Origin of the sequence: Neobacillus drentensis (genome assembly GCF_036962765.1) — a bacterium.
Classification (GTDB): domain Bacteria; phylum Bacillota; class Bacilli; order Bacillales; family Cytobacillaceae; genus Neobacillus; species Neobacillus drentensis_C.
The window spans coordinates 155,410-180,690 of sequence record NZ_JBALOS010000002.1 but is presented as its reverse complement, the minus strand read 5'-3'; the positions used below and the strand labels follow the sequence as shown (position 1 = coordinate 180,690).

Here is a 25,281-nt window from a genome sequence, read left to right as displayed (position 1 = left end):
GGTGCCAAAATCAACAATATGCTTTAACAAAGCCAATAAAAAAAGGTCCCGAAGGAATTCTGGAACCTCCTATATAACTGTGATGGTGTCAGGCATCGTCATCTGTATCTTCTGGTGCCTGACACCTTCATCAGCTGGAATTCTTCCCTCAAATATTCCCTATACGTCACTTTTCTCTTTGATCTTTTTACTTTCCGCGAGGACACGTGTGCTTTTGACGTTCTTTAGTCTGTCTTTGTTATTCGGGAAGACTGCTAAAAAGGACACCTTGTTTCCTTCTTTAACGGCAAAGTGGGTGAGGAACTCGAAGACCTCTTTTTCTGTTAGATCATTTTTTTCATTATAGATTTGTATGGAATGTTGCTCGCAGGTAATATGAATTTCGGAATTAAAACTATGGATGGGAATAATTGCTCTTTTATTAAAGGGAATTGATTGATAAGGAGTATCCACATTTGTTAGGGGCGACTGAGATGAGAGATGCACTGCATCAAAAAAGCTTGGTTTACTGTTGATTTTCATTTTCTTCCTGCTTGATGGGTTGACAATGAATATTATTGAGTTTTTCTCCACAAAGATACATACCTCCATAAACTACAATTAGTTACACCAATTAACATTATTCGACGATAATTTCCTACTTCCTTTAATGTGATTTTCTTCCATCATTCATTTCGTCAGAGTCGCGCATTTTTTTCACAAATAATTCACACATTCAGCCTTAACGTTCCATTTCCCCTTAAGTTTAAAACATCAATTGTTTTTACGGCGGTGATAAGGATGTCTTTATCGGAAAAATTAAGGAAACTGCGCGACAATCGGAACTGGTCTCAGCAAACGCTTGCCGACATGATGAGGATGGACCGGTCAACCGTTAGTCGCTATGAAACGGGAAGAAGTATACCTAACTATCAAACTGTGATTCGATTTGCGGAAATTTATCGGGTTGATAAGGAGTATTTGTTAAAAGAGCTCGATCATTTACAGCCCAAAACAGAGGAATCCGGCTTCATCGCAAAGGAAGGCAGTTTAACCAATTCCTTCAGACAGAACCTGATTTTAAAAGGGCTTTATTGGAGCTTCATCTCATGCCGCCCAAACGGAAGGCTTTCTATGTAGATTCTTTTATTAGCCAGATTAAGGTGAGTTAACGCCATAAGGACAAACTTTAGGGGAAACAGGTCAATAAAGAAGCCGCTGATGAGTTCAGCGGCTTCAAAAAAAAACAGGGGGGTTTTTCTCTTAGTATATCCCGCTTGAATATTTTTAAACCTGTCAATCAAAAAAAAAGTCCGGCAAGTAACTGCCGGAAAAATGGAGATCACCTCGGAGATGGCTTTGATTTTTTATCAAAAAGTTGGTTGCGGGGATATTTTTTTAATAAAAGTGTTTGAAAATCACTTAGAAACGAAAAGGAATAGTTTGTGAAGATTCGTGTGGATGTGGGGAGTAGATTCTGATGAGGTTGTCTCTTTCCATGATTTCATGATGCTGTTCCTTTACGATCCATTCCAGCTGGCTGACGCGTTTTTGGAGGCCGTCGACATTTTTATTTGAATTTCCAACCATCTTGATTAAGCTTTCCAATAATTGCTCAAGGTTTCTGGCCATTTCATCGTTAGACACCAATGGTCACTTCCTCCTTTTGGGGCTCAGCCTCTACCGCATGCGGCTTGGAACTTAGGAACCGGACCGTTTCCGCGACTACCTCGGTGACATATATCCTTTTCCCCTCTTTGTTATCGTAATTTCGCGTCTGCAATTTCCCCGTGATCCCAATAACCGAACCCTTTTTGCAATACTGGCACGTATTTTCGGCCGCCCTTCGCCAAAGTGTGCATTGCACGAAATCGGCCTCGACTTCGCCGTTTTGGTTGCGAAAATGACGAGTCACAGCTAAGGTGATGTGGGCCACTGCCGTCCCTTCAGTCGTCTTTTTTAACTCCGGATCCCGCGTCAACCTGCCCACAAGTGTGACTTGATTGATCATACCTTCATCTCCTTCTTTGTTTGATGGTCTTAGCATAGCCTGTTGGTGCTCTTGTTGTAAAACAGGGAAAAGACCGTTACCTAGTCCTATTTTCCTAGATAATCAGTCTTTCGAGGGGGTTTTTGTCAAAAAAGGAATGTAGTTTTTTGGAAAAACATATCTTCGAAATTTCGACAAATACTTTTCGACATTTGCTTTCAACAAACCTATGTTATAATTTAGGAAAAAGAAATCAGGAGGTTGTGATGAAATCTTTTAAATTGTACTCATTAGATGTAGTGGAAGATGACACTTCAATCGAAGTTCCGTTAGTTGATGGCTTGATTCTTAATAAGGAAGACGAGTGCTCCACATGGCTGCTTGAGGCGTATACAGATTTGTCCCTCTATGATTATTTCAAAAAAATTTCCGAGCAAGATCGCGACATTATTGTCGAAGCTGTCATTACCAAGAAGGAGAACGCTCCTGCTTATTTTCAAACGAAAATATGTTCATTGAATAAATTTGAAAAGCATATAAGCGTCTTGTTTGAAGGGGTCATCCGTCGCAACAAAAGTGATTATTCGGAGCTACTGCTCGAAAGTCTTCTCCAAAAAGGGCTTGAGGGCCCAGCGCTGCTGACTGAATTTAGAGAAAAGATTAAAAGTAAACCAAAGTTAAAAGTGAAGTCGAATAAATAAATCATATGTAAAGGGACTGGCTAAGCGCCGGCCCCTTTTTTGCTATTGACGGGAATTACTCGTCTTTATTGTCTGCGTCCTTCCTGTCAATATCATCTTCAATTATGTCTTCTTTTTTCGTGTTGCTATCCTTAATTGGATCTTTGTCAGTGTCGGTATTTTTGTCCTCTGTCGATGGATAATGATTGTTTTTGTTGTTTAAATCAATGTTGTCGTTATCATGATCGAGATTATTATTGAGATTATTATTGAGATTGTTATCATTGAGATTATTATCATTGACATTGTTATCTACTGGATTATTAACAGCCGGTGGCGGTGGATTTTGATTATCATTGTCGTTATTACAACCGGTTAACACGACAGCAGATAAAATTGAACCTGCGAGCAAAAGAAATAACCTTTTCTTCAAATGAATGAACCCCTTCCAAACATAGTTTGACCTTTTGGCCTGTTTTTAGGGTTCCCAATGTCTTTTTTATGATAGCTAGAATTTTTTTACAATAAAAAACGACCGGAAATAACGCTCCGGCCGATTCGTTCTGATTATTCTTTTTTCTCACCTAAGGCAAAGGTAATTTCAGCCTCACAGGTTTCTTCGCTTATTCTTTTTTCCCACCCAAGGCAAAGGTGATTTCTGCTTCGCAAGCTACTTCGCCGTCAACGGTTGCAACGGCTTTACCTTTGCCGACTGGTCCGCGCAGACGGATGATTTCTACTTCCAGACGCAGCTGGTCGCCTGGCTTTACTTGCTTTTTAAAACGGCAGCCATCAATTCCTGCGAAAAACGCTAAACGACCACGGTTTTCTTCTTTTTTCAACATAGCGACAGCCCCGACTTGTGCGAGGGCTTCGACGATTAAGACGCCTGGCATAACTGGATATTCAGGGAAATGGCCATTGAAAAATTCTTCATTGGCGCTGACGTTTTTAATCCCAACTGCGCTTTTTCCTTCTTCTACCTCTAAAATGCGATCGACTAAAAGGAAGGGGTAGCGATGGGGAATGATTTCTTTGATTTGTTCGATATCAAGCATTGGTTTAGTACCTCCTACTAGTAACAAGTATTTATTTCCTATTCTACTACTTAAGGTATACAAAAAGGAAGGGATTTACGTCCCTTCCCTCATTTTTTTCCTTTGTCCACTAAATCAATGATATGTGTCCATGTGGATTTCTGGAATACTTCTGATACTTTTCCGCCGCCAAGCATCCCGTATCCAACTATTGCACCACCAATTATGCTGATGAAAACAAAGACCACTAAAAGAACCAGCCGCAGCCAAATCGGAATCAGCCGGATGCGGACTCGTTGATATTTCGCTGGGGCAGCCTCCACTGCTTGGTTCTCTTTCCCTGTGGCGGAAGCGTGCTTAGCTTCCTTTGACCTTTGAACCTCTCGACTTGGACTCGCTGTCGATTCTTTGCTCCGTTTAGTGCCACCTTTATCCTGCTGCTGAGCTTTTGTTTTCGCTTGCTTTGTTCCTCGGGATGAGCTGTCGGACTTTTTCGATGACGTTGCAGCTGTTTGAACCTGTTTTGCTGCGTTGATCACGTTTTGTGCCGCGCCCACTGTTCGACTTGTCACGTTCTTGGACTGTTTTGCAACATCATGTGCACTTTTCGCCACGTTCTTAGTTTGTTTTGCCACGTTTTTTGACAGTTGGACAGCATCTTGTGTTCGGCGTGTCTCGTTCTTGCTTTGCGGCTGTGTTCCACGTGCTTCGCCGTTAGTGTGGTTCGCAGCGTCCTTCGTTGTGCGGGCTTCGTCCTTGGCTTGTTTCTCCGCGTCTTTTTTTCGGCGCGCCTCATCATTGGAACGTTTCTCCACGTCTTGTTTCCGTTGCTGCTCTTCGGCTTTGGCCCGCTTGTATTCTTCTCGCGTTCTATATGGTTGATTTGGATTATTTACAGACATTCGTTAATTCCCCTTTAACTGAAGTCCGCCCAATTGTTTTTATCTGCATGGTAGACCTCGGACTCAGTGAGTTATACATATTATAACCATTTTTTGTGTTCAACTCGTAAAGCTGGGTATTTGATTTATTTTTATAAAAATTATTTCGCCATCATTTACTCTATTATAAAAAATAAATTCAAAATACTCATCAACTTTTTACAGGAAATAGTCAATAAAGGTAGAATTAGATCAAATTCTGTCGTTTTTTTATAGCTTTTCCTCCAAGTTCAAATAAAAAAGCCCAATGACTAAGGCTTGTCCTGCCTGCTTCATTAGACTTTTTGTATCCTGCCCTTATAAGGTATGATGTCTTACAACAATAACCAGAAAGAACCAATAAATTTTTCTGCTTAATAATTATTTATCGCAGGTGAAGGACAATTTTTCAAAAAAGATCATCCAAACTTCCGACTTGGAATCTTGTCGATATTATCAAGCATAATTCCTGTTCCAATCGCCACACAATCCATTGGATTTTCAGCAACGAGTACGGGAACCTTTAATTCGTCCGCTAACAGCATGTCGATGCCATGCAGCAACGCGCCTCCGCCTGTCAAAATAACGCCACGGTCGATAATGTCAGCTGATAATTCTGGTGGAGTACGTTCTAGTACGCTTTTTGCCGCCTGAACGATTACAGCAACAGATTCACGCAATGCGCCTTCTACTTCTTCAGAACGAACTGAGATCGTACGAGGCAGACCACTCACCATGTCACGGCCGCGGATTTCCATTTCTTCCGAGCGTGAACCTGGGAATACAGTCCCGATGTTGATTTTAATATTTTCAGCTGTGCGCTCACCGATTAAGAGCTTGTATTCGCGCTTAATGTAGTTGAGGATTTCCATGTCGAACTTGTCACCGGCCATTTTGATGGAGGAAGAAGTCACGATATCGCCCATTGAAAGAACAGCTACATCCGTCGTTCCTCCTCCGATGTCCACTACCATGTTTCCGCTCGGTTGGAAAATGTCCATTCCCGCACCAATCGCTGCTACTTTTGGTTCTTCTTCTAAGTAAATCTTTTTCCCACCGCTCTTTTCAGCAGCTTCTTTGATTGCCTTTTGCTCCACGCTTGTAATATTCGTAGGGCAGCAAATCAGAATGCGCGGTTTCGATAAAAAGCCCTTTACGTTCAACTTATTAATAAAATGCTTTAACATTGCTTCAGTCACATCAAAGTCAGCGATCACGCCATCTTTTAAAGGGCGGATCGCGACGATGTTCCCAGGTGTCCGACCAACCATACGTCGAGCTTCTTCACCAACAGCAAGTACTCGATTTGTATTCTTGTCAATTGCCACAACGGACGGCTCATTTAATACGATACCACGGCCCTTTACGTGAATTAGCACGTTAGCCGTACCTAAATCTATCCCAATATCTCTTGCAAACATTCTCTTTTCTTTCCTCCTTAAAACGGAATCCACATACTTTTCCTAATTGTATATTGTACCATACTCATTAAAATTTCCATACTTTTAGAAAAGAAAAGCTGTAAAATTTTGCAGATGGATGTCGATTGGAGGATTCCTAGAGAATGCTTTGAAACATTTTCTTGTTTTGCTCGGAAATATCGGCTTATTTTACCGCTTCACCTTCCTTTTCTTCTTTCTGATATTTCATTTTTGTTGCCTCTCCACCCCGGAGATGACGAATTGATTTATGATAGTCTAAAATACCTTTAACCTCGTTTGCCAGCTCTGGATTAATCTCAGGAAGTCTCTCTGTTAGATCCTTATGGACTGTACTTTTGGATACGCCAAACTCCTTCGCAATCACGCGAACCGTTTTCCTCGTCTCCACGATATACTTTCCAATCTTGATAGTTCTCTCTTTGATGTAATCGTGCACACTCTCGCCCTCCCTAAATTGGATGTGAGGAGTGTGAAATGAGACCCGCTTATCACTTCGACGAATTCTGCTTCCGTTGTGGTGTCAGGCACCATCAAAAGACATTTGTCCACTAATGGAGGACACTTCCCTTGATGGTGTCCGGCACCAAACGGCAGAAAGTAGGTTACCTTCTGTCTATACGATGAATAATCATGTCTCCGACTGAATATCCGTTGACTTCAAACGACTCTTCACCTCAAACACTCTCTTTGTAAAGGTTTGTAACCATTTTATTAGCTTGGATACGGGAATATGCTATAAATACTTAATCGGGACAAGGTGTTATTCAAAGTTTTTTGATAATTGGACTTCTTTCTTTTTTTCGACAGTTATTCGAAATGGTCTAGAATCGCGTGGTTGTGCGGTTTTGGGATGGAAATATCCATAGTGCGGTTTTATTTCCCAAGAAATTTGTCGATAAAAAAATTATTCAAAAATGGCGATATGGAATGAAATTGGGATTAAAAAGTGAATTTGGGAGCCAGTACTCTGCATAAATTGAGGCCATTTTTTCAAAAGTATTGTTAAAATTATTATATCTTTGATACCTTTTGGATATGTGTTTTTTGAAAGGACGATCACAATGACACCTTTTACAGAAAATGTAGTGCAAATTATTCGTAGTATTCCCGAAGGCAAGGTTGCGACATATGGTCAAATCGCTAAACTGGCTGGCAGTCCCCGTGCAGCCCGCCAAGTCGTCCGCGCCCTCCACTCCATGAGCAAGAAGTACCGCCTTCCCTGGCACCGCGTCATCAACGCTAAGGGGCAAATCGCTCTCCAGGATGACGAGTCCTACAATGAGCAACGATTGTCGTTGGAGGCGGAAGGCGTTGAGATTGGTTTGAATGGGGTTATTAATTTGGAGAAGTATCAATGGAAGCTGGAAAACTGAGCCAGAGAGAGAGATCTTACTGGCTTTTTCATTCGTTTGTGGGGGGAGAAAGGAAAGTGGCCGATAAATTCACCGAAGTGGCAGATAAATCCTAAATCTGGCGATAAATTGTTTTTCCTGTAAATAAATATCATGGATTTATTAATAATGGTAACTTCAGATGGGTTAGATCTTGAAATCAGGCTGTTCCAATGAAAAAAGGTAAGACCATTACCCGACCCACGCTATTCGCCTGGATTTTTGGTATATTAGAGTGTGAACTAACGGAGTCGACAGTAACACTCAATCCCAAGGCCCAAAAAACAAAGAAAAACACCTAGCCCCCTAGGTGTCATCTCAAAAATTTTCACTTTAAGTCCTAATGGTGGTGCCTGACACCAAACCATCCACCCCAATTCTACCGCAGTAACTCAAATACCTTCTTTACTTTCTTCACCGGCACCTGTGAACCGCCGCGGCCTTGAACACTCTCGACCATCATCGCCACCATCAAATTCGGTGAATTTGTGTTATAACCAATGAACCAGCCGTTTTCCGTACCGGTTTCACCTTGCTTCTGTTTAATCTCCGCCGTTCCTGTTTTTCCCGCGAGTGGATAATCCTTCATTTCAGCCGCATGAGCCGTCCCGGCAGCATCGCTAACCACTTTTCGTAAATCGGTCGCAATCACACCAGCGTGTTCAGGCGAGACAACCGCTTCTTTCAGCACCTGGCTCTGTTTCTCCTCCGCCAACAGAATCGGCTTAATCATATTGCCATTATTAATAAATGGAGTATACGTTGACAGCAAATGAACAATACTCATTTGGATCTGCCCTTGCCCATAACCGGAATCTGCCAGCGCAATTTCACGGTCCAGCGTACCAATCGTTGATTTTTCGAGCGGGAATGGGAAGGCCAGGTCTTCCTCAAACCCAAACTTCTTCAGGCCATCCGCGAATGCCTCTTTCCCCGTTTTCAAAGCGGCCTGGGCAAAGTAAATATTATCACTAAACACAAACGCCTTTTCTAAATTAACCGGGGCCGATCCAGCGTGGACCCGCGTTACAAAATAACCGCCCCACGACTTATCCTTCTGCCACTTCTTCCCTAAAATAGGCACCGCTTGCTCCGGCGTAATCGCCCCTTTCTCCAACGCCACCGCAGCTGTGATCGCCTTCATGACCGAGCCCGGCGCAAAGCTTTGTTTAAAGCGCGTAGAGAGCGGCTGTTTCTTGTTTCCCCAATGCCTTCCAATCGTCCGCAGAGAAGCCTAGCATGGCTTGGTTCGGGTCAAATGATGGCGTGCTGACAAGCGCCAGCGTTTCGCCTGTCACCGGGTTTATAGCCGCCCCCGTGCCTGCTTCCTTGCCAAGTTGGTCAAAGATCGCCGTCTGAGCATCCACATCAATCGTCAGCTTCACATTTTTTCCATCCTCGACCGGCTTTTCAGCAAGTACCTCTTTGTCACCATTCACCTTGTTAATCGTAATCTTCACACCAGGCTTACCCTTTAACTGCTCGTCATACACTTGCTCGAGCCCTCTTTTTCCAATCATATCACTGCTTGTATAACCTTTATCTTTGAGCTTTTCCAACTCGTCCGCCGTAATCGCCCCAACATAACCGATGAGGTGCGCGGCAGCCTTGTCATATGGATAAATCCGTGCATCCACCTTCCGCGTTTGCACCGGCTCGAGCGCAATCAACTGGGCAATCCGCTCCTCATCCTGCATCGACACCCTTTTTAACGGCACAAACAACTCCGGTTTTACCCAGCTGGCACTAATCGCCTTCTTAATTTGATCAGGACTCATTTTTAAAAGCGCGGATAACGGCTCCAACACATCGTCCGTTACTTTCCCGGCCACAACGCCGACCTCATACACCTGGCCATTCACCGCTAGCCCAATGTCATTACGGTCCAGAATCTCCCCTCTTTTAGGCGCTATCGTATTTATCCCGATCTTATCGCCCTCCTGCAATTTTGGAAAAATGAACCCAGTATTCCAGTCCACATACCAATTCTTTTTGTCGGCCCGTTCTTCCTCCTGCAATTTAGCTTTGTGGGTGAATTGAATCGGTCCCGCGACACTGTTCATGTTAGCGGTAAACGAATATTGGGCTTGTTCTTTCTCCGCCTGTTTATCTTCTTTTGGTTTTTTAAAGTTTATCTTGAGGTCAGTAATCTGAAGGTCTTTGTAGATTTTTTGATAGCGGTTTGTAAATTCTTCTTTGGTGATTGTCTTCTTGGCATCATTAGAAAGGTAATCATACATCTTATCAAACTTCTGCTCATTCCATAACGCTATGTAATTCGCGAATCGATCCTGTGGCGTTGGTTCCTTACTACAGCCCGCAACTAATAGAATGAGAAGCAGAGCCGCTACTATTTTTCTCAATGTAATCCCTCCTTTTATTACCATTTTAACATATAGGCTAGAAACAGCCTTTTTAAAAGAATATTTTTTCCTCAACAAAAAATCCAGTTTTACTCACTGGATTTTGGTCTCGTTATATATACTTGGTATCCGTAAATCGCTAGAGCAAAACTAAGCGTAGTATATAAAAGCTGTTTCGGTGTAATATTGACCAATTTATAAACATTTAATTTTTGAAAAAGCCAATTGAAAGGATATAAAAGGATCGTATCCATAATTATGTTGATCAAACTATATAACCAAAATTTCCCAAAGATAAGGTGGAAAATCCACATCGTTCCCACAAAGTATGGTCCAAAAATAAAGCTAAAATCATTAAAAATTTTAAGTAAGTATTCCGCCGTTTACTTTCCACCATCCAAAAGGAATCGAAAACATACTTAGTATGATTACCAATAATGATGAAAAAGTGGCTACCGGCACGTATTTTTTTCTTGCATCTTTTGGCAGAAAGAAAATGGTGGACCACGATAAAATGATTAATCCTAACCTAATGACTGTTGGCAATCGATTACTCTTTTTTATGAAATATGACCTCCAATAAGGAATTCTTTATCCAAGTTATTATTTCTGCGTGGTTGTAAATTAAATCCTCAAAAGTCATCAAACAAAAAAAAGAGGAAAGAATTCCCCTTCCCCTTTGTTACGTCTTATTATGAGTTTGTTTTTTCTGTTGAGTTAGTAGAATTGTCGTCCACATTTTTATCTTGGTCAGAAGAGTTTTCTGGATCTTCAATCATTTGCTCTTTTTCCTTCATTTGTGGAGTTTCTACTGATTCGCTTGCCTTTTCATCCGAAAGTTTTGCTTCCTGTAACGTGCTTAACGATTTGTCAAAATAGTCACTTGGATTTACAGCAATTCCATCTTTACGAATTTCAAAATGTACATGTGTTCCAGCTTTTTCATTGAACAAGCTTTGTCCAGCCTTGGCAATAACTTGTCCCTGTTTTACTTCTTCGCCAACCTTGATCTTTATGTCTTTAACGGATTGATATTGTGTTACAATCCCTTTGTCGTGTTCAACTTCAATGACATTCCCAAGGACTGCATCTTCTTCAACACGTGTGACAGTACCGCTTAGTGATGCAACAACATCAAACGACTCGTCGTCTTTCACGGTAACATCGATACCAGTATTTGGACGGTAGGTATTGTTGTAGAATACCAATGCCGCTTCCTGGTCTTCTGTTTTACCATTGAAATCATAGAATTTCGTTTTTACAACAGCTGCGTCTGCATTTTTCACTGGCATTTTGAAGTCTTCAAATGTCTTGCTAACTTCAACAGCTGGCTCTTGGTTCTTTTTGCCGGCAATATCAGTGGATTTGTAATCGTATTTGTCGGACGCATTGTTGCTTGTTTGATACCATAGTACTGCTGTCAAAATGATTGCTGCACTTGCAATATAGATGGCTGGAAATACCCAACGCTTTTTAAAAAAGCGTTTTACGCTGGAACTTTGAGAAGATCGTTTGTTTTCTTCCTCTCTCATTTTCATCACCTCAGCAATCATTCTGAACAGATAAGTAGAATTATATACACTAGCGAAAAAAATTTTTTTGAACTTATTTTTCGACAGTGATAACTTTTTTATACATGAAGTTTGAAAAAATTATTTTTCGAGGGAAAAGTTTGCTTTTATTTTATTAGAGAGGCTTTGTTTAAAGGGAAGTTTACTAGGCTTGGGAGGATATTGGGAAGGCTGTAGCCACCTATAATCCTTTTGGATAATAAATTCTGCCTTTTAAGGTCCCTGTAAAGGTTAAGTTCATAGATTTAAGGATTTTATTTGCACATTTAGGGGAGTCAAAGTGCAGAAAATGTCTCCAATTCTGAGTTCATCATCGATGGCTTTCTTAAAAGAAAGTAACCGTGGATTGCTTGAATATGGGCCGTTTTAGACTTGCACTTGCAATTCGGACAGCCATTTTTCATACATATATTTCATTGGCGACCAGTTGCATTCAGGTCATTGTACTCCGGTCTTGAGATCCTTTTTTTGATAGATGGAAGTGTTCGAGCAAATCAGGATTTTCCGGAGTATCATTGGTTTACAGGAGACGTTTAATCTTGTTCAACTCTTTCTTATCAAGTTTCTCATTCTTATTATAGCTAGCGATCTTCGTAATTTTTTCTATTAAACCTTCACTATTACATATGTATGGAAAAATTTGTTCATAACCAGATTCAACATGAATTATAGCCTTTTGGTTACTATTAACAAAAAGATAGTGAATCGGAACATCCGGACAATTATGCTTCTTCAGCCACTTTTTTTCGAATGTCTGGATTTATCTGCCGCTTTGATAATTTATCGGCCACTTTCGCGGATTTATCGGCCACTTCCTTATTTCTCCCCTCACACCTCCTACATACACCAACCAAAAACATAAAAAAACCAGGCATCTTCCCAGCCTGGCTCACTACTTCATCTTTCTACTACTTCTTCGCGGTTACGGTATCAAGCATATGATCCGCTGATGTAATCTTCACGCCCTTGTAGTAGTGCTTCACGATCTCCTGATAATTTTTCCCTTCCTTGGCCATCCCGTTGGCACCGTATTGGCTCATTCCTACGCCATGTCCGAAACCCTTCGTCGTAATCACAATATTGTCCCCCTTGCGTTTCCACGCAAAGTCAGACGAACGGAGCTCTAGTTTTTCGCGGATTTGTATTCCTGTTAAAACCTTCCCTTTAAAATCAACCTTAGCGACCCTTTTGCCTTCCGTCCGGTCTATGATTTTTCCAATCGTTGACCCTGAACCGAGGTGGACACCAAGTCGGGTTTCAAATTCATGAACGGACAGAACCTTTTGACTGTTATATTTCGGGGACTTTTTATCCCAGGGGCTTGATACACTTCTTAAATAAGGAAATTTGCCTTCCCAGACGTCTTCCGAATTTTCCGTATAGCCATTTCCAGTCGAGAAGAACAAGGCATCGATCGGCTTGCCGTCATAAGTCAAAATTTGCCCGGCTGTTGCCCGAACCGCATTTACGATTTTTTTCTTTTTCCACTCATAATTGGCGCCCCAATCCTTCCTCTGCTCATCATCATTCATGTACACCTGGTGGATTTGGGTGTCCGTCACCTGAGCGCCTTTTGGGACGCCAAGCGTATCCTTATTAATTAATCTGTTGACGATATAGGTTCTCGCTGTTAGTGCCTGAGCCTTGAGCGCTTCCTCTTTAAAATCAACGGGCATCTCAGCTGCGACAACACCAACGAGGTAATCTTCTAATTGGACACTCTCGATTGTTGATCTTGCGGTACGAAAAACGGCTACTTCAACGGCTGGATCCGATGAAGTCGAAGCCGGGACCGCTTTTGTTTCTTTGGCTGGGGTCTTGGTTAGAGCCTCCCCGAGCTTTCCGCTCGCACGATGCTCATCGGAAAATGGTAAAACAAGGACTGCGGGAATAATCAGTGTTAAGGCAATGAGGACTGCTGCTACTACGACGAATGGTTTGATTTTTATCATGATAGTGCCTCCAGTTTGCAAATTCACACCCACACCAAATCAAAGGCGGGATGCGTCTCAATTAATACATATGGAGGCGGACAAGCATTTATTACGGTTTTTTAAGAAAACTGACCTTGGTGTCATCCTTGGTGTCAGGCACTACTCGTGGACAAATGTCTTTTGTTGGTGCCTGACACCATCCGTGGACACTTGTCTTCCGCAGAGGGACACCACACCATCCGCGTATACTTGTCTTTCACAGAGGGACATCACACCATCCTTAGACACTCATCCTTCACAAAGGGCCATCACACCATCCTTAGACACTCATCCTTCACACTGGGACACTACACCGCTCGTAGACAACCCCTAACTCTCGCAAGACAAAATAAAAAAGGCCCGATTCTACATCAGGGCCCGTTGTTTTGCAAATGTTCGTTATTACTGGAAGTATCGTACCTGATCCGGTACGAGTTCAAAACCTGCTATGCATTCATATCCGATACGAGGTTTTGGATTTCTGTGAATGTTTCGTCAGCCTCGCTGACGCGTTCGATGTCGGCACCTAGGCGAGCTAGTTTGCCGTGGAAGTCTACGTAGCCGCGGTCTAAGTGTTTCAACTCGGTCACGCGTGTCATGCCTTCGGAAACTAAACCAGTTAGAATTAATGCTGCTGCGGCACGAAGATCAGTCGCCGATACTTCTGCACCTTGTAAATTTGAAGAACCATTTAAAATAACAGAACGGCCTTCAATTTTGATGTCTGCGTTCATGCGGCGGAATTCCTCAACATGCATAAAACGGTTTTCGAAGACCGTTTCGGTAATCATGGAAGTTCCATCTGCGCGAAGCAGCAATGCCATCATTTGTGATTGCATATCAGTTGGGAATCCTGGGTGCGGCATTGTCTTAATGTCGACAGCCTTCATACGATCAGTTCCAATGACACGTACGCCATCTTCTTCCTCACTTATGGTAATGCCCATTTCGACCATTTTTGCAATCAATGATGATAAATGTTCAGGAACAGCGCCCTTTACCAATACATTACCGCCTGTAATTGCCGCTGCAACCATGAAGGTACCAGCTTCGATTCTGTCAGGAATAATATTGTGTTCTGCACCAAATAACACATTAACACCTTCAATACGAAGGGTTCCAGTGCCGGCACCGCGAACTTTAGCGCCCATTTTGTTCAAGAAGTTGGCAAGGTCGACAATTTCTGGTTCTTTTGCCACGTTCTCAATAATTGTTGTACCAACTGCAAGAGTTGCAGCCATCATAATATTTTCAGTAGCCCCAACACTTGGGAAATCTAAATAAATCTTAGCACCTTGTAAGCGGCCGTTAACTTCCGCTTCAATAAAACCGTTGCCTACCTTAACTGTAGCTCCCATGGCTTCAAAGCCCTTGAGATGCTGATCGATAGGACGGGACCCAATTGCACAGCCACCCGGCAGGGCCACACGTGCACGGCCATTACGAGCGAGTAATGATCCCATGACAAGCACAGACGCGCGCATTTTTCGAACGTATTCGAATGGCGCCTCATCCTTTAACACTCTGGATGCATCTACTACGACTGTATTGTTTTCAAACGACACTTCAGCATTTAGGTTGCGTAAAACTTCATTAATTGTGTATACATCGGAGAGTGTAGGTACATCACGAATTACACTTTTTCCGTCACTTGCTAATAATGTTGCAGCGAGTACAGGCAGGACGGCATTTTTTGCGCCTTCCACTTTAACCGTTCCATCAAGCCTTTTTCCGCCGCGGACGATGATCTTTTCCAAGAGTATTCCCCTCCGCGTCCATTTTCTCTATATTAATATTCAATCGTAATGATTGGTGTGCCAACTACGATGGTAGTCTTAGCGCCCAATCCTTCGGAGCGTATGCCAATTTGTAAATTCATGTTATCTCGTTGATTTTCAATGGAGTTCGTAAACATCGGCGAAGTCGCCGAAACAGACATGAAAGACTCCTCTTTTAACGCTTCGATTTCTTTTGCCTTAAATTTTGACAGCAATTGATTTGCCGTTTCTGGTAAAGACTTATCAATCTTATCACCGACCGTACCTTTCATACAAGAGAAAACTGTTGGATTTCCTCGAAATATGTCAGTAAGCCTAGTTTTAAATTGACTGGTAGTGAAAAAAGCCTCTGCCGACTTGTTCCACACTTTACCACCGATACTATATACTATATACGCATTTACAGGTTGTTTTGTGTGGGTTGCCATAATTTGAAGCATTTCTTTGTGGTGTTTAGATGTTGGAGATATTGCCGTCATTTCCCATTTTTGGCTGGTATTTTTAACAGACCATTCCCAATCAGGAAACTTAGCTTGAAGCTCTTTAGCATAGTCCTTAACTTCCTGCTCACTTTTCATGCCATCCAAATGCTCTCTTGCATAAAAAGTCCATTCATCGAGCAAAATATTTTCGGCTTGGAAAATAGAGCCGATTTTTATTAAGTCCATTTCTTTTCCAAAAATGGAGCCGATTCCGCCGCCGCTCGCTTCACTTGTTTGGTTCCCAATAACAACCAAGATTAAACTAATGATGGTAACTACGCTCAAAAGGATTTGACTCTTTCTCTTCATCTCTACTCCCCCTTACTACCATTGTTTCCAGGTAGAGGAGTAACATACTTGGGAAATGTCGTCACTTTTAGACAAGTTCCAACCTTTGTGACAAATACATTGATGTTATTTTTTCCACACAAAGAAGATTGTACTCAATTTCTTGACAAATAGGAACATGTACGAAGTACTAATTTTTTTCCAATTATCAATTTTGGAGGAGTAAAGGCAGTTGCTGCGACCATTGAAGATAATCTAGGAAAAAATTACTAACAGATGAACCGATGATAATAGCTAATAATATGTAAAGTAATCTCGCCTGAAATACACGGTTGGGTTTCAGCAATTGATCCAAACGAATTGCTTGTAAGGCCCACCATGATATCGTTATAAATACTAAATGTGACAGAATACTTAACACGGCATTTTGCCCAAAATCACTTATCACTCTGCGACCCCCTTTTCACACATTGTTTATTCTATCACAAAGTGGGCCTTAATAGTTTCCTTTTCTATCCATTTTTAAAATAAACTTATTTCCATTAATAAAAATTCGCCTTCCTGTGCATTAATAGAAGGCGAATGTTTGCAGACGAAGCTCTACTTGACCTTGTTCTTAAAATTGACCTGATTCCATACCCTGCTTAGATTTAAGGGGACATACATTTTTTCTCCTTGTATTTGCCTGTGTATGATCGGATTTTCAAAATTTGAATCAAGCGAATGATCGACCCTCGTTTTACGTCGCGCTCTCTTGCTTCCTCCCAAAAAATCAGCTAATCGTATTCTGGAAACTTTCATTTCCAATTTCCCCTTTCTTAAAATTTTATTTTGCGGCAACAACGACGACTTTCCCCAGATCCAATTCTTGCTCAAATTGCTCAGCCTCTGATTCGGTTATGCCTAACGATTCCATCTTTGAGCGGAGCTCGTCCCCGCGAGTACGGAAAACATTTGCAATCGAATCCAGTACCCCTTGTTCATTTATCCCAATTTCATTGGTATCGAGTGCATCTGTTAAATCTTCCGACCGATCCTTGTTATGGGCCAATAAGAATACCTCATCTTTGGTAAACCCTTGATTTAATAATTGTTCCATTTCCCTTTTGGCTTGTAGTCCATTTTCCACTACTTTTATTTGTCTCATTTTTACCTGCCTCCTACATTTTTTTGATTTCGTTAGTAAGTTGAAATTTTACTTGATGTTCTATTGGTTAGATAACCCTTTTTTAAAAATTGAAACCTGTTTAGTAGAAGAAAAAAATTTTGTTAGAAAAAGGTTTATCCGCTCCATGATCGGGTATTTGATTAACTAAGATTCACACTAACTATATAGGAAAGGGTTGAAAGCGCATGGGATTGATTTGGACTTTAATTATCGGAGGAATCATCGGGTGGTTAGGCGGTCTTATCATTGGACGTGATATTCCAGGAGGTATCATCGGCAACATCATCGCCGGCTTTATTGGAGCTTTCCTCGGCTCACTGATCTTAGGCGATTGGGGACCTGTCGTTGGAGGTTTTTATCTGATTCCAGCCATCATCGGTGCTATTATTCTCACCTTCATCGTCGGCTTCTTCTTAAAAAAAATGCGCCATACCGCTTAAGAGACTGCTCCCTACGCAGTCTCTTTTTTCGCGCCTGGAACGTAGATCAACAGGGTGCCAAAATCAACAATAAGCTTTAACATAGCCTTTGCATAAAAAAAGCACCCCATAAAGGATGCGGTTAGAGGAAGCGACCCATGTATATGGGCAAAATTAATATATGAATCCCCTATCGCCATTGATGACATTGCTATTTCAAAAAAATAAGTATACCTGTATATGTCACTTTTGATATTCATTACAATTGGTTCAATCAAAGGTAAGAGGATTTTATCTAAAATCCTCTTTCTATTCAGGTTGAGCCCACACCGAGACGCTGCTGCCGTTAACTAGGAACGTTGCCCATCCATCCTCTTCAATTGGAATGTTCTCGTCTCTCGTTCCTGTTAGGTCCAGCCACACTTCCCCTGCCCGGTCTTTCCCGACATACATCCTTTTTTCACCCTCGTCACAGTTGGAAATGAGGACGGCGCAGCCTGAACGCTCCAATTCCTCAAGACCAAAACGAACCCATCCAATCAAATTCGGTTCATCGAAATAATCCTCTTGTTCTCCATAGGCTTTTTGGTCACGCGCATAAAGGAGCGGATCCATCGCCTCTTTTTTGCCTTCGATTGGTTCTTCTCCCCCAATCCCAAAATAATCTCCGTAAAATACACAGGGATGACCTTGTTGGCGCAGTAAGATCAAGGCATACGCACTTTGCTTAAACCAATCCTCCACCCATGATTCAAGGGATTCGTTTGGCTGGGTATCGTGATTGTCAACAAACGTAACCGCCTGTTCTGGATACAAATTCACTAAAGTATCATCGAAAATCGTCGTCAGGTCAAAATCAGCTCCCGCTTTCGATGCTTCGTGTAATTTATAATGAAGGGGAACATCAAATAAATTCATGTTCAGATCGACATTTTCCAAGTAGGTTTGATAGGCTTCGATTTCCGTTTTCCAAAACTCTCCGACCATATAAAAATTTTCTCCTTGCTGCTGCCTTACTTTTTCAACAAAATGTTTTATAAACGTATAATCAATATGTTTAATCGCGTCTAACCGGTACCCGACACATTGTAATGTATCGGCAAGCCAGTTCCCCCAACGGATTACCTCTGCTTGAACGTCTGGATGAGTGTAGTCAATATTCGCAAACATTAAATAGTCGTAATTGCCAAATTCATCATCGACATGATCGTTCCAGGCCTTCCCCTCTCCAACAAAACGAAATATCCCCGTTTTCTCCGTTTTTGCGTCGTAATCAATTCCGTTAAAATGTTCATAGCGCCACTGAAAAGAAGAATACGTATTCTTTCGGTTTGGGAAGGTGAATTTCGTCCACCCCTCAATCTTGAACGGCTCAGAAATTTCCTCCATGCGATTCTCCGCATCTACTTCGATTACTTGAAATTCTTGTGTCTCATCTGCCCCAGTTTTATGATTCATCACGATATTCATGACAGGCTGAAATGGCATCCTCTAATTCTTGCTTCGTTCCATATTTCGTGCGGATGGTCCCTTTTTGATCGAATTCACCAAGATCATACAGATCATATACACCATAGCCTGTATCTTCATCTGATTGCCCTTTTGTTACGGGAGGAATCCACACCGAAGTGATTCCTTTCTTTCCGAGTTCGGACGCAAAGTCTTTCAGGCGGTTCCAGTGGGTGCCATCGGTTTCCATATGCCATTCAAAAAATTGCATCATTGTCTGATTTCGTTCCATGTTTGTTTTCCCCTTTTGCTTCTATTTTGGAAAATTTACAAAAACCCTGAAAATAGCCGGGCGAAGGATTCTTTTACTTTTTCAGCCATAGCCCGTTTGTAAAATTTCACGGGGCGAATTCGCACGCAATCCACTAAGTCTTCTTCATAATGGGCCACTAGGTCTTCAATGGAGTCTGTCCCGATTAAAAATAAATTCACTTCGAAGTTGAGACGGAAGCTGCGCATATCCATATTCGCCGTCCCAATCGTGGCCAGGTCTCCATCGACAATCAGCACTTTTTTATGAAGGAACCCTTTTTGATAGGCATAAATTTCAATCCCGTAGCGGAGCAGTTCCGGTAAATACGATCGTGACGCATATTGGGTGAGAAACCCATCATTCGTTTCAGGGAGCATGATCCGGATCTGAACCCCTTTTTGCGCGGCAATCCTGAGGGCGGTTCGTATCGCAGGATTGGGGACGAAGTACGGTGAGGCAATCCAAATCGATTTGGTCGCACACGAGATCATTGCATAATAGTGATCACTCATCCGTTCCGTTTCGGGACCCGTGGCCACAACATGAACCAGCCCATCGCCTGCTGCAGGGACTGGTTTCATATAGCGTTCATCCAGCATCAGCCTTTCCCCACTCACATAGCACCAATCTAATAGAAAAACGGCATGCATTGTCTGCACGGCTTCTCCTTTCAGAAGCACATGGGTATCACACCAAAATCCGAAATTCTTGTCTTCCCCAAGGTATTCGACGCCAATGTTGAGGCCGCCGACAAATCCGACCGTTCCATCAATGACAATAATTTTACGATGATTTCGAAAGTTAAACTTTTGATTATAGAAGCCGCTTTTTAGTGGTAAAAAGGGATGGACGAGGATTCCCGCCTCCTTCATTCTGTTAAGAGCTGTTCCCGAAAGTGTCATACTGCCCATCGCATCATACATCAAGCGCACCTCTACGCCTGCTTGAGCTTTATCAATTAAGATGTCGATCAGCTCATTTCCTAAACGGTCATCTCGGAAGATATAGTATTCCAGGTGGATAAATTGGGTCGCTTTGTGAAGTGCTCGTTTGATTTCGCGGAACGTTTCCTCGCCATTTTTTAAAATTTTCGTCACTGTATTGGTATTGGTAGGTGTGAAGGTCGATTGGTCCAAATAGTGAGTAAAATGATGCTGGTGGTGATTAAGCTGTGAAAAATCAACCTTCTGACTTTTCCGGCTCATGTTTTCAAATACCTTCCGATCCTCAATCCGCTTACTTTTAAACAAACACCCTTTTAAAAATAATTGACCGGAATAGACATAGATGATGTAGCCGAGGACTGGTAAAAACACTAGAATAAACATCCATAACAGCGTATTTTGTGCCGTTCGATTTTCAAGCATTAACGAAAATAACGTGATCAAAATGATTCCTGCGTAAAGCGCGAAGGCTAACACTTTGATCAGGTACGGAATATCTGTAAAAACCACTAAATAGGCTAGCAGCAGTAAAATCATCACAAAGACAAATTCCATTCTCCGTGTTTTCATATCGTCGTCCTCCCCCCAAAAAATGTATCGTATGAGATACCCTTTTGGGGTAATACCCTGTTGAGGAGGAAGGTAAACCTGTTTTTAACGGGCGAACCCGTGAAAAGGGAGTGAATTTCACAAAAATCCGTGTTATCCATTAACAAAGACAAAAAAAAGCGCCTGCCCCCCAATCCCGGGGAACAGGCACTTACGCTTTTCGGTAGATTCGTTCATTTGGATTAAATTCTACATACTGCTTGCCCTTTGGCAGAAACAGAATCGATTCTTTACTGCCGAGGCCAAGGAATCCTCCTTCAGCCAAGCTGTCGTAAAATAAGCCATGCACTTTCTGCTGCAAATCGTTGTCAAAATAAATCATTACATTGCGGCAGAGAATCACATGGAACTCATTAAACGAGCTGTCGGCGACTAAATTATGCTGGGCGAAGGTAAGGTTCTTCTCCAACATCGGTGAGAAATAAGCAAATTGATGATCGGTCGTATAGTATTCGGAAAAGGCCTTTTTTCCGCCTGCTTTTAAATAATTTTTCGTATACTGCTGCATTTTCTTGAGTGGAAAGGCTCCTTTTTGCGCCGCGGCAAGGGCCTTTTCATTGATATCCGTTGCATAGATGCTTGTCTTTTCTGCCAACCCTTCCTCCTTCATGAGAATGGCCATCGAATAGACCTCTTCACCTGTCGCGCAGCCAGCATGCCAAATTCGAATCTCGGGAAGATCTTTTAGTAAAGGTACGACTTGGGTCCGAAAGGCGGCAAAAAAACTGGGATCGCGGTACATTTCCGTCATCCTGATCGATAAATCATTCAATAACCGCTCCAAATACCCTTGCTCGTGCAGCACTTTTTCCAATAGCGCGGTAACTGTCGGGAGCCGCTCCGACTTCATGCGATTTAGGATCCTTCTGGTTAAGGACGCACGGACATAGCCCCTGAAGTCATAGCCGTACATTTGATATAAGCCCTCGAGCAGCAAATTGATTTCGATTTGCTGCAATTCCGTAGGCGCCATTGCATCTGTTTCTGTGATGAGATTCGATTTTGTCGGGTTCGTCGAATTGTTCAATCTTGATCCACCTGCTCCGTCAGCCACACCCGCATCAACGAGAAGAGTTGATCGATATTTAGCGGCTTCATGATATAATCAGAGGCTCCTGCTTCCATACACTTGTCACGTTCGCCTTTCATGGCTTTCGCGGTCAGCGCAATAATCGGCAGACTTTCCAGCTGCAGGTCGTGACGAATCGCCTTCATGGCCTCATAGCCACCCATTACCGGCATCATGATATCCATAAAAATCAGGTCATAATCGGCTTGCTCTTGTAAAATTTCTAACGCACGCTTCCCGTTTTCAGCTATTTGAACAAGGATTCCCTTTTTCTCAAGGGCCGTAACAAGCGCGTACACATTCCGGCCATCGTCCTCGACAAGAAGCACTTTCTTTCCTTTAAACAACTGTTGATCTGAACTTTCTGTTTCTGTTCCTTCGACTGGAGGAGATTCTGCTTCTTCTCTATATTCCTGTTCCTCCGTCAGTTCACTTGCACTTGCGGCCACTTCCCCCAGGGCCAGTACATCGATCAGTTCTTGAGAGACAGGCTCAAGCCGGCTCGGTATATATAAGGTAAACGTGCTTCCCTTACCTGGCTTACTTTCCACTTCAATGGCGCCGCCAAGCAAACGGGTAAATTCGCGGCAAATCGATAACCCGAGTCCAGTCCCGCCGTATTGCCTGTTAGTGGTACCATCTACCTGTTGGAAAGCCTCGAAAATGATTTGCTGCTTATCGCGTGGAATGCCAATTCCGGTATCCGTTACAGAGATCGAGAGGACAGAAGCATCTGCATGGAGGTCCGGTAAATCCGCCACTTTTTCAGGATGCGCAAGTTCAATTCCGAAAGTGACGCCGCCCTGATCCGTAAATTTGAAGGCATTCGATAGGAGATTCTTCAAAATTTGCTGCAATCTTTGTCCGTCAGTCGAAATAACCGGAGGGACATCCGGTTGTGTGACGATTTCAAACGTCAAATTCTTTTTCGCCGCCACAGGGTCGAACATATTCTTTAGTGTCTGTGGTATTTCTGTAACGTTGACTTCATCAGTCAGAATTTCTAATTTACCCGCTTCGATTTTCGATAAATCGAGGATATCATCAATCAACCGGAGCAAATCACCGCCGGCGGTATAAACAACCCTTGCGTATTCTTCCACTTCTGACATGTCCAACTCATTATTATTCTCCATCAGCATTTGCGACAGAATGAGAATACTGTTCAATGGTGTGCGGAGCTCATGCGACATGTTGGCAAGAAAATCCGTTTTGTATTGGGAACTCATTTTTAGCTGCAGTGAATAGTCTTCTAGTTCATCCTTCGCCTTTTTAAGCTCTAGAGCTCGTTGTTCGGCAAATTGCTTCTGCTGTTCCAAAAATCCATTGGCCACTTGCAGCTGTTCTTGCTGCATTTGCAATTCTTCCGATTGGGCTTGGAGTTCCTCTGATTGTGCCTGCAGCTCTTCTGTTAAAATTTGCGATTCCCCGAGCAGCCTTTCTACTTCCATCCTGCCGTTCACATTGGTAATCGCCGAACCGAACTTGTCTTGAAGCAGATCAATTAAGGTTAGGTGCTGGGAGAGAAACGGCTGAAGTGCAGCCAGCTCAATGACAGCCTCTACCCTGCCATCAACGAGGATGGGAGCAATTAATAGATTTCGCGGTGAGGAAGCGCCCAAGCCAGAGGTTACTTTGAAATGTTCTTCTGGCAGCTGTTCAGTCAGAAAAATTCGTTGATCAATGATTGCTTGGCCGATTAGTCCCTCGCCGATGCGAAAGCTCGTTGCGGCTGAGTCCTCATTAGAAAGCGCATAGCCTGCCGCTTTGACGTAAAAAATTTCGCCCGCTTCCTTTTTGCGCAGATAGACCACGCCGAAAGAAGCCTGCAGTAAAGGAGCCAGTTTTGTAATAAACGCCTGTGCTAATGCAGTTACATCGGTTATCCCCTGATACAACGTTGAGATATCGGCCATGCTTTTCTGGACCCAACTGTGTTTCTCGAGACTGCTGAGCAGATTGTTCATCGCCTCCGCCAGTTCTTGGGTTTCATCACGCGTATTGACTTTCAAGCGTGTGGCGAGGTCTACATTTGAATCGGAATCGGTTATTCCTTTAATCATTCTGACAACCTGATTAATCGTTCGAACGATCGAATTCGACTGAAGCAGGGCGGCCATGCTCGTGATCACGGTCACCAATCCGATCAATCCGTACAACGTCATTTTTAAATTGTCATTCTTCTCCTTGAGTTGATTGACCCGTCCATCCATTAATTTCTTTTCACTGGCCAGAAATGAATCAAACAGCGTGCGGAGCTGATCGGACACTTTCTTTCCTGTATTTTTCTTAAAATGCTCGTCTAAAGCAGCTTGGTTATTCGCTTTCTTAGCATTGATGACATACTCGCCGGAATTGGTCATCCAGCTCATTATCAGCGGTTTAATCTCCTCCAAACTTCGCTGTTGCCTGCTGTTATCCGCGAGCAAGGCATGAAGTTTATTGTAGTTATCCAGCCAACTTCGACTCGCTAGATTATACGGTTCAAGATAATCCTCATTCCCCGTGATCGCGTACCCTCTCATCCCGGTTTCCATGTATAGGAAATTTTTCTGGATTTGGTTGGTTAGATCGTGTACCTCAATATCATGTGTGGCGATGTAATCGATCTCTGTCTGCAAATCTGACATTCTATTAATCACGATAAGCAACGATAGCACCAAACAAACCAAGATGGTGAAATAGCCTGTAATGATTTTAGCGCGAATGTTATAATTCAAGCCTTTTATGGTAACCGCCTCCTGGTATCGTTGGTCTATTAAAATAACCTTATTCTACCATACCCCCCTGCGCGTATCATCCATTTGAATTGGAAAATCATGATTAGAGCACTTATCCTTGATATCCGTTTGGATCTTTTTTAAAACTTCTGTTTAAAAAATGTTTCAACTGATGAAGGCCCGGGTATGGAATAGCTATCAACACTATTTCAATTAACGGAGGTAATGATTATGCCAAAAGTAAAAGAAAAGAACGTTCCTGTAACCGAGACTCTGAACACGCAGGTTGCCAATTTCTCAGTGCTTTATATGAAACTGCATCACTACCACTGGTATGTTAAAGGTGAAAATTTCTTCACGCTGCATCCTAAATTTGAAGAATTATATAAAGAAGCGGCACTGCATCTCGATACGATTGCTGAACGAATGCTGTCATTAGGGGCGCTGCCAACGGCCACACTGAAGCAGCAATTACAAATGTCTTCGATTAAGGAAGCGGCGGGCGACGAAAACGCCGCGGGGATGATCAAAACACTGGCTGCTGATTTTAACATCGTCTGCACCGAACTAACTGACGGAATCAGCCTGGCCGAGGACCATGATGATCAACCGACTGCCGATCTGTTCATCGCAATTCGCACTTCCTTAGAAAAGCACAAATGGATGCTCGAAGCTTATCTAGCAGAATAAATTTAT

25 protein-coding genes and 2 pseudogenes are annotated in these 25,281 nt (G+C 42.6%); 5 read left to right on the top strand and 22 right to left on the bottom strand.

The features are described 5' to 3' along the window. Positions 1-159: 159 nt before the first annotated feature. Positions 160-522 carry a hypothetical protein gene (locus V7137_RS01270; protein WP_335696386.1) on the bottom strand — a complete coding sequence of 121 codons (363 nt, stop codon included), beginning with the start codon at positions 520-522 and terminating at the stop codon, positions 160-162. 258 nt (positions 523-780) lie between these two features. On the opposite strand from V7137_RS01270, the gene V7137_RS01265 reads away from it, so the two are divergent. Further along, complete coding sequence (locus V7137_RS01265; protein ID WP_335696385.1) at positions 781-1,119, top strand: helix-turn-helix domain-containing protein; 339 nt, start codon at positions 781-783, stop codon at positions 1,117-1,119. A gap of 282 nt (positions 1,120-1,401) precedes the next feature. On the opposite strand, the gene V7137_RS01260 is transcribed toward V7137_RS01265, so the two are convergent. Both V7137_RS01260 and ssb read right to left on the bottom strand, forming a co-directional pair. Next, positions 1,402-1,629 (bottom strand): hypothetical protein, encoded by a 228-nt coding sequence (locus tag V7137_RS01260; RefSeq protein WP_335696384.1) that lies wholly within the window; start codon positions 1,627-1,629, stop codon positions 1,402-1,404. Continuing rightward, on the bottom strand, positions 1,619-1,990 hold the full coding sequence (gene ssb, locus V7137_RS01255) for a single-stranded DNA-binding protein (protein ID WP_335696383.1): 372 nt from the start codon (positions 1,988-1,990) through the stop codon (positions 1,619-1,621). Before ssb ends, V7137_RS01260 begins: the two co-directional genes overlap by 11 nt. Positions 1,991-2,235: 245 nt before the next feature. On the opposite strand from ssb, the gene V7137_RS01250 reads away from it, so the two are divergent. Beyond that, the gene (locus tag V7137_RS01250; RefSeq protein ID WP_335696382.1) at positions 2,236-2,670 is read left to right on the top strand and encodes a YwpF family protein; all 435 of its coding nucleotides are present in this window, start codon (positions 2,236-2,238) and stop codon (positions 2,668-2,670) included. A 55-nt stretch (positions 2,671-2,725) separates the two neighbouring features. Here V7137_RS01250 and V7137_RS01245 read toward each other — a convergent pair whose 3' ends face one another. The 5 genes from V7137_RS01245 to spoIIID all read right to left on the bottom strand — a co-directional run bounded on the left by V7137_RS01245 (position 2,726) and on the right by spoIIID (position 6,484). After that, positions 2,726-3,082 (bottom strand): hypothetical protein, encoded by a 357-nt coding sequence (locus tag V7137_RS01245; protein WP_335696381.1) that lies wholly within the window; start codon positions 3,080-3,082, stop codon positions 2,726-2,728. Positions 3,083-3,272: 190 nt separating this feature from the next. Continuing rightward, complete coding sequence (gene fabZ / locus V7137_RS01240; protein WP_335696400.1) at positions 3,273-3,707, bottom strand: 3-hydroxyacyl-ACP dehydratase FabZ; 435 nt, start codon at positions 3,705-3,707, stop codon at positions 3,273-3,275. 89 nt (positions 3,708-3,796) lie between these two features. After that, on the bottom strand, positions 3,797-4,588 hold the full coding sequence (locus V7137_RS01235) for a DNA-directed RNA polymerase subunit beta (RefSeq protein ID WP_335696380.1): 792 nt from the start codon (positions 4,586-4,588) through the stop codon (positions 3,797-3,799). 437 nt (positions 4,589-5,025) lie between these two features. Continuing rightward, complete coding sequence (locus V7137_RS01230; protein WP_335696379.1) at positions 5,026-6,027, bottom strand: rod shape-determining protein; 1,002 nt, start codon at positions 6,025-6,027, stop codon at positions 5,026-5,028. A gap of 184 nt (positions 6,028-6,211) precedes the next feature. Then, complete coding sequence (gene spoIIID / locus V7137_RS01225; protein ID WP_026568271.1) at positions 6,212-6,484, bottom strand: sporulation transcriptional regulator SpoIIID; 273 nt, start codon at positions 6,482-6,484, stop codon at positions 6,212-6,214. Positions 6,485-7,109: 625 nt separating this feature from the next. Between spoIIID and V7137_RS01220 the strand changes: the two genes are divergently transcribed. After that, on the top strand, positions 7,110-7,421 hold the full coding sequence (locus V7137_RS01220; protein ID WP_335696378.1) for an MGMT family protein: 312 nt from the start codon (positions 7,110-7,112) through the stop codon (positions 7,419-7,421). A 397-nt stretch (positions 7,422-7,818) separates the two neighbouring features. Here V7137_RS01220 and V7137_RS01215 read toward each other — a convergent pair whose 3' ends face one another. The 9 genes from V7137_RS01215 to V7137_RS01175 form a co-directional block, all read right to left on the bottom strand. Continuing rightward, entirely contained in the window at positions 7,819-8,583 is a 765-nt protein-coding gene (locus V7137_RS01215; protein WP_335696377.1) for a penicillin-binding transpeptidase domain-containing protein, read from the bottom strand. 25 nt (positions 8,584-8,608) lie between these two features. Then, positions 8,609-9,877 carry an NTF2-like N-terminal transpeptidase domain-containing protein gene (locus tag V7137_RS01210; RefSeq protein ID WP_335696376.1) on the bottom strand — a complete coding sequence of 423 codons (1,269 nt, stop codon included), beginning with the start codon at positions 9,875-9,877 and terminating at the stop codon, positions 8,609-8,611. A gap of 288 nt (positions 9,878-10,165) precedes the next feature. Then, complete coding sequence (locus V7137_RS01205; protein WP_335696375.1) at positions 10,166-10,348, bottom strand: hypothetical protein; 183 nt, start codon at positions 10,346-10,348, stop codon at positions 10,166-10,168. 146 nt (positions 10,349-10,494) lie between these two features. Beyond that, complete coding sequence (locus V7137_RS01200) at positions 10,495-11,334, bottom strand: M23 family metallopeptidase (protein WP_218347071.1); 840 nt, start codon at positions 11,332-11,334, stop codon at positions 10,495-10,497. A 947-nt stretch (positions 11,335-12,281) separates the two neighbouring features. Further along, a complete protein-coding gene (gene spoIID / locus V7137_RS01195) occupies positions 12,282-13,325 on the bottom strand; it encodes a stage II sporulation protein D (RefSeq protein WP_335696374.1) in 1,044 nt (347 codons plus the stop codon). Positions 13,326-13,792: 467 nt separating this feature from the next. Further along, positions 13,793-15,103, bottom strand: coding sequence for a UDP-N-acetylglucosamine 1-carboxyvinyltransferase (murA, locus tag V7137_RS01190; protein ID WP_335696373.1), 1,311 nt, complete (start codon positions 15,101-15,103; stop codon positions 13,793-13,795). 32 nt (positions 15,104-15,135) lie between these two features. After that, positions 15,136-15,915, bottom strand: coding sequence for a YwmB family TATA-box binding protein (locus tag V7137_RS01185; protein WP_335696372.1), 780 nt, complete (start codon positions 15,913-15,915; stop codon positions 15,136-15,138). A 187-nt stretch (positions 15,916-16,102) separates the two neighbouring features. Next, positions 16,103-16,342 carry a DUF1146 family protein gene (locus V7137_RS01180; protein ID WP_335696371.1) on the bottom strand — a complete coding sequence of 80 codons (240 nt, stop codon included), beginning with the start codon at positions 16,340-16,342 and terminating at the stop codon, positions 16,103-16,105. Between the two features lie 378 nt (positions 16,343-16,720). Further along, positions 16,721-17,041 carry a general stress protein gene (locus V7137_RS01175; RefSeq protein WP_335696370.1) on the bottom strand — a complete coding sequence of 107 codons (321 nt, stop codon included), beginning with the start codon at positions 17,039-17,041 and terminating at the stop codon, positions 16,721-16,723. 206 nt (positions 17,042-17,247) lie between these two features. Between V7137_RS01175 and V7137_RS01170 the strand changes: the two genes are divergently transcribed. Next, on the top strand, positions 17,248-17,502 hold the full coding sequence (locus V7137_RS01170) for a GlsB/YeaQ/YmgE family stress response membrane protein (RefSeq protein ID WP_335696369.1): 255 nt from the start codon (positions 17,248-17,250) through the stop codon (positions 17,500-17,502). Positions 17,503-17,790: 288 nt separating this feature from the next. Here the strand turns inward: V7137_RS01170 and V7137_RS01165 are convergent. From V7137_RS01165 to V7137_RS01145, 5 genes and pseudogenes are all read right to left on the bottom strand, one after another. Then, positions 17,791-19,222: pseudogene (locus tag V7137_RS01165) on the bottom strand (alpha-amylase). 35 nt (positions 19,223-19,257) lie between these two features. Then, positions 19,258-20,757, bottom strand: a complete 1,500-nt coding sequence (cls, locus tag V7137_RS01160) for a cardiolipin synthase (protein WP_335696368.1) — start codon at positions 20,755-20,757, stop codon at positions 19,258-19,260. Between the two features lie 190 nt (positions 20,758-20,947). Continuing rightward, positions 20,948-21,769: a CheR family methyltransferase gene (locus tag V7137_RS01155; RefSeq protein ID WP_335696399.1), complete on the bottom strand. Its 822-nt coding sequence runs from the start codon at positions 21,767-21,769 to the stop codon at positions 20,948-20,950. A 50-nt stretch (positions 21,770-21,819) separates the two neighbouring features. Further along, positions 21,820-23,832, bottom strand: a complete 2,013-nt coding sequence (locus V7137_RS01150) for a hybrid sensor histidine kinase/response regulator (protein ID WP_335696398.1) — start codon at positions 23,830-23,832, stop codon at positions 21,820-21,822. Positions 23,833-24,075: 243 nt separating this feature from the next. Beyond that, positions 24,076-24,495: pseudogene (locus V7137_RS01145) on the bottom strand (CHASE3 domain-containing protein); the annotation flags it as partial. Positions 24,496-24,816: 321 nt separating this feature from the next. On the opposite strand from V7137_RS01145, the gene V7137_RS01140 reads away from it, so the two are divergent. After that, complete coding sequence (locus V7137_RS01140) at positions 24,817-25,275, top strand: Dps family protein (protein ID WP_335696367.1); 459 nt, start codon at positions 24,817-24,819, stop codon at positions 25,273-25,275. Positions 25,276-25,281 lie beyond the last annotated feature (6 nt).